Source organism: Streptomyces sp. NPDC028722 (genome assembly GCF_040637655.1).
Classification (GTDB): Bacteria; Actinomycetota; Actinomycetes; order Streptomycetales; family Streptomycetaceae; genus Streptomyces.
Genome location: NZ_JBEZWU010000019.1, coordinates 166963 through 172962 on the forward strand (window position 1 = coordinate 166963; position 6000 = coordinate 172962).

Here is a 6000-nt window from a genome sequence, read left to right on the forward strand (position 1 = left end):
ATCCCTGTCGCGATCACTGTCCCAGATTCACCACAGGCTGACACACCCCGACCTTCCCCCGAAAAAGTCAGACTTTTAAGTTTGAACGCGTCCGGCCAGCCAATCGCACTGAACGAGGACTTCTTGAAGATGACGACGCAGACTTCCGACGGTTTCGAGTGGACGGACCTCGACCGGCGCGCCGTGGACACCGCCCGTCTTCTGGCGGCCGACGCGGTGCAGAAGGTCGGCAACGGGCACCCGGGCACGGCGATGGCCCTGGCGCCCGCCGCGTACACGATCTTTCAGAAGGTGATGCGTCACGACCCGGCCGACCCCGAGTGGACCGGCCGTGACCGGTTCGTCCTCTCCCCCGGCCACACCTCGCTGACCCTCTACACGCAGCTCTTCCTCGCCGGGTACGAGCTGGAGCTGGACGACCTGAAGGCGTTCCGCACGCACGGCTCGAAGACCCCGGGCCACCCCGAGTACGGGCACACCGCGGGCGTGGAGACCACCACCGGACCGCTCGGCCAGGGCGCCGCGAACGCCGTCGGCATGGCGATGGCCGCCCGCTACGAGCGCGGCCTGTTCGACCCGGACGCCCCCGAGGGCACCTCCCCCTTCGACCACACCGTCTGGGCGATCGTCTCCGACGGCGACCTGGAGGAGGGCGTCTCCGGCGAGGCCTCGTCCCTGGCCGGTCACCAGCGGCTCGGCAACCTGGTCTTCCTCTACGACGACAACCACATCTCCATCGAGGGCGACACCGCGACCGCGTTCTCCGAGGACGTGCTGAAGCGGTACGAGGCCTACGGCTGGCACACCCAGCGCGTCGAGCCCGCCGAGGACGGCGACATCGACGTACCCGCCCTGTACGCGGCCCTGAGGACCGCGCAGGCGGAGACCGGGCGGCCGTCCATCATCGCGATGCGCACGGTCATCGCCTGGCCCGCCCCGAACGCCCGGAACACCGAGGCGTCGCACGGCTCCGCGCTCGGCGAGGAGGAGGTCGCGGCCACCAAGCGCGTCCTCGGTTTCGACCCGGAGCGGACGTTCGAGGTCGCCGACGAGGTCCTCACCCACACCCGTGGGGCGCTCGACCGGGGCGCCGAGGCGCACGCGGCCTGGGACAAGCGGATCGCCGAATGGCGCACGGCCGCCCCCGAGCGGGCCGAGCTGTTCGACCGGGTCGGCAAGGGCGAGCTGCCCGCCGGCTGGGAGGACGCGCTGCCCGTGTTCGAGGAGGGCAAGCCGGTCGCCACCCGGGCCGCCTCCGGCAAGGTGCTCCAGGCGCTCGGCCCGGTCCTGCCCGAGCTGTGGGGCGGCTCCGCCGACCTCGCCGGCTCCAACAACACCACCATCGACAAGGACAGCTCGTTCCTGCCCGAGGGCAACCCGCTGCCCGGCGCAGACCCGTACGGCCGTACCGTCCACTTCGGTATCCGCGAGTTCTCCATGGCCGCGGCGATGAACGGCATCGCCCTGCACGGCAACACGCGCGTCTACGGCGGCACCTTCCTGGTGTTCTCCGACTACATGCGCAACGCCGTCCGTATGTCGGCACTGATGCAGCTGCCGGTGACGTACGTGTGGACGCACGACTCCGTCGGTCTCGGCGAGGACGGCCCGACCCACCAGCCGGTGGAGCACCTGGCCTCGCTGCGCGCGATCCCGGGCCTGAACGTCGTCCGCCCGGCGGACGCCAACGAGACCGCGATCGCCTGGGCCGAGATCCTGAGGAGGCACGCCACGAACCCCGCCCCCCACGGGCTCGCACTCACCCGCCAGGGCGTGCCGGTGTACGCGCCGAACGAGGACGCGGCCAAGGGCGGCTACGTGCTGCGCGAGTCCTCGACCGAGGTTCCGGAGGTGATCGTCATCGCGACGGGTTCCGAGGTGCAGCTGGCCGTGGCCGCGCGGGAGCGGCTGGAGGCCGAGGGGATCGGCACCCGTGTGGTGTCGATGCCGTCCGTGGAGTGGTTCGAGGAGCAGCCGCGCGCCTACCGCGAGCGGGTGCTGCCGCCGGCCGTGCGGGCCCGGGTCGCCGTCGAGGCCGGCATCGGCCTGACCTGGTACCGGTTCGTGGGCGACGCGGGCCGCATCGTCTCCCTGGAGCACTTCGGTGCCTCCGCGGACGCGAAGACCCTGTTCGCCGAGTTCGGCTTCACCCCCGAGAACGTCGCCGCGGCGGCCCGCGAGTCGCTCGCCGCCGCGCGCGCCTGATACCGACGCGAAAGAAAGATGATCACTGTGACCGAAGCAATCGCGACTCCGGGAGCCCTCAAGGTCCTCGCCGACGAGGGGGTGTCGGTCTGGCTGGACGACCTGTCCCGTGAGCGGATCACCTCGGGCAGCCTCGCCGAGCTGGTGGCGAGCGGAAGCGCCGTCGGTGTCACCACGAACCCGTCGATATTCCAGGCGGCCATCGGCTCCGGGAAGGGGTACGAGGAGCAGCTCGCCGACCTCGCCGTGCGGGGGGTGACGGTGGAGGAGGCGGTGCGGATGATGACGACCGCCGACGTGCGGGACGCCGCCGACATCCTGGAACCCGTCCACACCGCCTCCGGCGGGCTGGACGGCCGGGTCTCCATCGAGGTCGACCCGCGTCTGGCCCACCGCACCGGGGCGACCGTCGCCGAGGCGAGGCAGCTGGCCTGGCTGGTCGACCGGCCCAACGTGATGATCAAGATTCCGGCGACCAGGGCGGGTCTCCCGGCGATCACCGAGGTCATCGGCCTCGGCATCAGCGTCAACGTGACCCTGATCTTCTCGCTGGAGCGGTACCGCGAGGTCATGGACGCCTACCTGGCCGGCCTGGAGAAGGCCCGCGAGCGCGGCATCGACCTGTCCACGATCCACTCGGTGGCGTCGTTCTTCGTCTCCCGCGTGGACAGCGAGACCGACAAGCGGCTGACCGCCCTCGGCACCGACGAGGCCCTCGCGCTCAAGGGCCGCGCGGCCCTCGCCAACGCCCGGCTGGCCTACGAGGCGTACGAGGCGATCTTCTCCTCCGACCGCTGGAGCGCGCTGGAGAACGCGGGCGCCAACAAGCAGCGCCCGCTGTGGGCGTCCACCGGGGTGAAGGACCCCGCGTACAAGGACACCCTGTACGTGGACGAGCTGGTCGCGCCGGGCACCGTCAACACCATGCCGGAGGCCACGCTGCTCGCCGTCGCCGACCACGGTGTGATCACCGGGGACACGGTGACCGGCGGCTACGCGCGGGCCCGCGCCGACCTGGCCGCCCTGGAGCGGCTCGGCATCCCCTACGACGAGGTCGTGCAGCAACTGGAGGACGAGGGCGTCGCCAAGTTCGAGGCGGCCTGGCAGGACCTGCTGGACGCCGTCGCCGCGTCCCTGAAGAGCAAGGGAGTTGACGCCTGATGACCGAGAACGCACCCGCCGCCCAGGCACCCGAGAAGGTGCGCGTGCCGGTCGCCCCGGCCGCCGACTGGGTGAACCCGCTGCGGGACGCCGATGACCGCCGGCTTCCCCGGATCGCCGGGCCGTCCGGTCTGGTCATCTTCGGGGTGACCGGTGACCTGTCCCGCAAGAAGCTCATGCCGGCCGTGTACGACCTGGCCAGCCGCGGTCTGCTGCCGCCGGGCTTCTCCCTCGTCGGGTTCGCCCGCCGGGACTGGGAGAACCAGGACTTCGCGCAGGTGGTGCACGACGCCGTACGCGAGCACTCCCGCACCCCGTTCCGTGAGGAGGTGTGGCAGCAGCTCGCCGAGGGCATGCGGTTCATCCCCGGCGACTTCGACGACGACACCGCGTTCAAGCAGCTGAAGAACGCCGTCGAGGAGCTGGACGCCTCCCGTGGCACCGGCGGCAACTTCGCCTTCTACCTCTCGGTGCCGCCGAAGTTCTTCCCCAAGGTCGTGCAGCAGCTGAAGAAGCACGGCCTGGCCAGTCCGCCGGAGGGTTCCTGGCGGCGCGCGGTCATCGAGAAGCCGTTCGGGCACGACCTGAAGTCGGCCGAGGAGCTGAACAAGGTCGTCCACGAGGTGTTCGACCCGGACCAGGTGTTCCGGATCGACCACTACCTCGGCAAGGAGACCGTCCAGAACATCCTGGCGCTGCGCTTCGCCAACCAGATGTACGAGCCGATCTGGAACCGGTCGTACGTCGACCACGTGCAGATCACCATGGCCGAGGACATCGGCATCGGCGGCCGGGCCGGCTACTACGACGGCATCGGCGCCGCCCGCGACGTCATCCAGAACCACCTGCTCCAGCTGATGGCGCTGACCACCATGGAGGAGCCGATCGCGTTCGACGCCGAGGCGCTGCTCACCGAGAAGCTGAAGGTGCTGAAGTCGGTGCGCCTGCCGGAGGACCTCGGCCGGCACACCGTGCGCGGGCAGTACGCGGCCGGCTGGCAGGGTGGCCAGAAGGTCGTCGGCTACCTGGAGGAGGACGGCATCGACCCCGAGTCGAAGACCGACACCTTCGCCGCGGTCAAGCTGGGCATCGACAACCGCCGCTGGGCGGGCGTCCCGTTCTACCTGCGCACCGGCAAGCGGCTCGGCCGCCGGGTCACCGAGATCGCGGTCGTCTTCCAGCGGGCCCCGCACTCCCCCTTCGACTCCACCGCCACCGAGGAGCTGGGCTCGAACGCGATCGTCATCCGCGTCCAGCCCGACGAGGGCATGACCGTCCGCTTCGGGTCGAAGGTGCCGGGCACCTCGATGGAGATCCGGGACGTGTCCATGGACTTCGCCTACGGCGAGTCGTTCACCGAGTCGAGCCCGGAGGCGTACGAGCGGCTCATCCTGGACGTACTGCTCGGCGACGCCAACCTGTTCCCCCGTCACCAGGAAGTGGAAGAGTCCTGGAAGATCCTCGACCCGATCGAGGAGTACTGGGCGACACACGGCAGGCCGGCGCAGTACTCCTCGGGTACCTGGGGACCGAGGGAAGCCGACGAGATGCTCGCACGAGACGGACGGAGCTGGCGCAGGCCATGAAGATCGACCTGACCGACACCACGGCAAGCAAGATCAACAAGGCGTTGGTGCAGGGCCGCCGCGCCATCGGCACACCGGCCGTGGGCATGGTCCTGACGATGGTCATCGTCACGGACGAGGAGAACGCCTACGACTCGATCCGGGCCGCGGAGGAGGCCTCGCGCGAGCACCCCTCGCGCACCCTGGTCGTCATCAAGCGGCACGCCCGCACGCTGCGCGACCGCACCCACTCCCGGCTGGACGCCGAGGTGCGGGTCGGCTCCGAGGCGGGCACCGGCGAGACGGTCGTCCTGCGGACCTACGGCGAGGTGTCCGACCACGCCGACTCCGTCGTCCTGCCCCTGCTGCTGCCGGACGCCCCGGTGGTCGTGTGGTGGCCGGTGGACGCCCCCGACTCCCCCGCCAAGGACCCGCTCGGCGCGCTCGCCCAGCGCCGGATCACCGACCTGTACGCCGTCGAGCGGCCCCTGGAGGTCCTGGAGGCCCGCGCGCGCGCCTACTCGCCCGGCGACACCGACCTCGCCTGGACCCGGCTCACCCCGTGGCGCTCGATGCTGGCCGCGGCCCTGGACCAGGCCCGGGTGACGGTGACCTCGGCGGCCGTCGAGGCCGAGGCGGACAACCCCAGCGCCGAACTGCTGGCGCGCTGGCTGGAAGCCCGCCTGAAGGTGCCCGTCGACCGCGTGGTCAGCCCCGGCCCGGTCGTCACGGCCGTACGGCTCGGCACCCAGAACGGCGAGATCGTAATCGACCGCCCCGAAGGGCCCCTCGCCACGCTGACCCTGCCGGGCCAGCCGCCGCGCACCCTCGCCCTGAAGGTCCGCCCCACCTCCGAACTCATCGCCGAGGAGCTGCGCCGCCTCGACGCCGACGAGATGTACGCCGTCGCCCTCCAGGGCGAGGCCGCCAAGGAGAACGCCTGACATGGCCGACTACCCGAACCTCACCCACCGGCCCGAGTGGACGGCGCTGGCCGACCATCATGCCCGGAGTCAGCCGCATCTGCGGGAATTGTTCGCGTCGGATCCCGGTCGTGCGGAGCGGTACA

The 6000-nt window shown here is 70.9% G+C and carries 4 protein-coding genes; all 4 read left to right on the top strand.

What is annotated here, in order from left to right; all coding sequences use genetic code 11:
* Positions 1 to 129: 129 nt before the first annotated feature.
* Genes tkt through opcA form a run of 4 tightly spaced genes read left to right on the top strand, consistent with a single transcriptional unit; the run spans position 130 to position 5875 of the window.
* Positions 130 to 2205 carry a transketolase gene (tkt, locus tag AB0F03_RS26435; RefSeq protein ID WP_361996222.1) on the top strand — a complete coding sequence of 692 codons (2076 nt, stop codon included), beginning with the start codon at positions 130 to 132 and terminating at the stop codon, positions 2203 to 2205.
* Positions 2206 to 2223: 18 nt separating this feature from the next.
* A complete protein-coding gene (tal, locus tag AB0F03_RS26440; RefSeq protein WP_361996224.1) occupies positions 2224 to 3366 on the top strand; it encodes a transaldolase in 1143 nt (380 codons plus the stop codon).
* Entirely contained in the window at positions 3366 to 4952 is a 1587-nt protein-coding gene (zwf, locus tag AB0F03_RS26445) for a glucose-6-phosphate dehydrogenase (RefSeq protein ID WP_361996226.1), read from the top strand. Before tal ends, zwf begins: the two co-directional genes overlap by 1 nt.
* Positions 4949 to 5875 carry a glucose-6-phosphate dehydrogenase assembly protein OpcA gene (opcA, locus tag AB0F03_RS26450; RefSeq protein ID WP_361996228.1) on the top strand — a complete coding sequence of 309 codons (927 nt, stop codon included), beginning with the start codon at positions 4949 to 4951 and terminating at the stop codon, positions 5873 to 5875. The genes zwf and opcA overlap by 4 nt, the downstream gene beginning before the upstream one ends.
* Positions 5876 to 6000: the final 125 nt, after the last annotated feature.